We start from the raw sequence: 2,495 nt of genomic DNA on the forward strand, positions 1-2,495 counted from the left end.
GCTCCAGCCTGAATCAAAGATTGCGACACGAGCCAACAATATTCAGGCTGCGCAAGCTTTGATTCAGGCTGGAGCCGATGTCAATGCCAAAGATAATATTCAGGACAGTCCTTATCTCTATGCGGGTGCAAGAGGGCATTTAGAGATTTTGAAAATGACGTTGCAACATGGCGCAGACCTAAAAAGTACCAATCGATATGGCGGTACAGCATTGATTCCTGCCTGTGAGCGGGGTCATGTCGAAACGGTTAAAACACTGATTGCAGCAGGCGTAAAGATTGATCATGTCAATAATCTGGGTTGGACTGCATTGTTGGAAGCCATCATGTTAGGCAATGGTGATAAGCAATACCAGCAAATCGTCGACCTTCTAATTCAGTCAGGTGTCAATGTCAATCTCGCTGATCGTGAAGGAGTAACGCCATTGGCTCATGCTCAGGCACGCGGTTACAAGACGATTGAAAATGCATTATTGGCGGCTGGTGCAAAATAAGGCTGAGAGTATGAACATGAATAAGGATACAGATTTTCTTCGTCAGGCCATTGAACTGGCTTATCAAAATAGTGAGGCAGGTGGACGTCCATTCGGGGCAGTGATTGTCAAAGATGGGCAAGTGATTGCTTCTGGCGTCAACCAGATTCTCAGCACTAATGATCCCACTGCACATGCAGAATTACAGGCCATCCGTGCTGCCAGCAAACAGCTCAACTCAGTCAATTTAGAAGGATGCACTGTTTTTGCCAGTGGTCATCCATGTCCGATGTGTAAGGCTGCGATGCGTATGGCGGGTATACAGGCTGTGACTTATGCCTATTCAAATGAAGCAGGTGAACCCTTTGGCCTATCAACCGCCGCAATTTATGCAGACCTCGCCAAGCCTTTTGCAGAGCAATCGATGCAGATTCGCTATGTCCCTGTACGGCTAGAGCACAAACCAGATTTATATGCTTACTGGAAATCATTGGCCTAAATTATGATGACCTCCTTTAATCATCGTCCGATGCTGATCGCAACTGTGGCATTGGTCGGACTCAATTTACGGCCTTTTATGACCAGCATTGGGCCAGTCGCGAATCCGATACGAACAGGGACGGGCCTGAGTTTGCAAGGGATTGCCTTACTTACTTTAGTTCCTATGCTGCTGATGGGAATCATTGCCTTTGTTGGGCCTTCGATACAAAGTGCGCTGGGTGAGCGTAAGGCCATTCTGACGGCTTTAGCGATTATCTGTCTGGGATGTGCATTACGTTTTATTGTGCCGAATGGTGGATTCTTGATTTTGACTGCTGCCATCATTGGCTTAGGTGTGGCGATTGTACAGGCCTGCTTTCCAAGTATGATCAAAAGAGAATTTGCCAATCATCTGGGGCCGATGATGGGGCTATATTCAGCCATGTTGATGGGCGGCGGGGCTTTGGGTGCTTTAATTGCGCCGATGGTCACTAGCGTGAGCGGGGACTGGAAAATTGGTCTATCGATTTTCACTTTACCCGCAATTGCTGCGTTGCTGTTGGCCGGTTGTTTTTTAGCTCGACCTGCAAAATCTCAATACAAACTTCCATCGGTTGGCGTGTTTATGAAACAGCCACGGACCTGGTTGTTGATTTTTTGCTTTGGGTTGATCAATGGTGGTTACAGCTCAATCGTGGCATGGCTGGCACCGTCCTATCAGGAGCGGGGCTGGAGTGCAACAGCGAGCGGTAATTTGATGGCAGTACTGACACTCAGTCAAGCCGCGGCAGCACTGCTATTGCCTTATTTATCCCGAACCAATAAGGACCGCCGGATCTGGATTGGTTTAACTTTACTCATGCAACTGCTTGGATTTGCGGGCTTGGCTTTTATCCCTGAACATCTGCCTTATCTATGGGTCGTGACTTTAGGTGCAGGCTTGGGTGGCAGTTTTGCTTTACTGATGATTGTGGTGCTCGATCATCTGGCTGATCCCGCACATGCAGGTCAGCTTTCTGCCTTGATGCAAGGTGGTGGTTTCTTACTTGCAGCGATTGCGCCGTGGCTACTTGCCGTATTTCACGGTCTTACAGGTGGTTATACCCTTGGCTGGATCTGGCATTTGGCGATGGTAGTGGTGGTGAGCATACTGGTGATCAGGCTCAACCCCATACATTATACAAAAGCCATCCGCTTGGAAAAATAAATAAAAGAAGCTAAGTTAAAGAAAAACAAGGTGTTTATTTTTTAACTTTTTTTAATAAGGACGTATCGCGTAGTTAACAGGGAAGTTTAAAAAAATAAATAGAATGTGACATTTATTGTCATCTATAGACAGAACTGTATAGACATTAAATCGTTTTTTTGAGTAAAATATGGCAAATTTAATGAAATGTTCTATAAAAAATGTTGAACAATATTTTTAAGGCTCTGGAAAGTTTAGGCCTCACCGCACAGAAACGTGCGATCCATATTCAGTTTTCAAATCAAAATTTAAATTCCCAAGTCTTCCTGCAACGTATCGATGGCCAGCATGAATTAA

4 protein-coding genes are annotated in these 2,495 nt (G+C 45.7%); all 4 read left to right on the forward strand.

What is annotated here, in order from left to right; genetic code table 11:
- Positions 1–493, forward strand: a 493-nt coding sequence (locus AWW72_RS16655; RefSeq protein WP_062848068.1) for an ankyrin repeat domain-containing protein, incomplete at its 5' end; no start/stop codon positions are given.
- Positions 494–509: 16 nt separating this feature from the next.
- Entirely contained in the window at positions 510–971 is a 462-nt protein-coding gene (locus tag AWW72_RS16660) for a nucleoside deaminase (RefSeq protein WP_062848069.1), read from the forward strand.
- Between the two features lie 3 nt (positions 972–974).
- Positions 975–2,159, forward strand: a complete 1,185-nt coding sequence (locus tag AWW72_RS16665) for a cyanate transporter (RefSeq protein ID WP_081410394.1) — start codon at positions 975–977, stop codon at positions 2,157–2,159.
- Between the two features lie 200 nt (positions 2,160–2,359).
- Positions 2,360–2,495: hypothetical protein (locus AWW72_RS19865; protein ID WP_502686082.1), on the forward strand; the 136-nt coding region annotated here is incomplete at its 3' end.

The organism is Acinetobacter sp. NRRL B-65365, from assembly GCF_001605865.1.
Lineage (GTDB): Bacteria > Pseudomonadota > Gammaproteobacteria > Pseudomonadales > Moraxellaceae > Acinetobacter > Acinetobacter vivianii.

Bases quoted from the DNA above. Each gene is read 5' to 3' on its own strand.
- AWW72_RS16665 (WP_081410394.1), top strand. From the start codon at position 975: ATGATGACCTCCTTTAATCATCGTCCGATGCTGATCGCAACTGTGGCA.
- AWW72_RS16660 (WP_062848069.1), top strand. From the start codon at position 510: ATGAATAAGGATACAGATTTTCTTCGTCAGGCCATTGAACTGGCTTAT.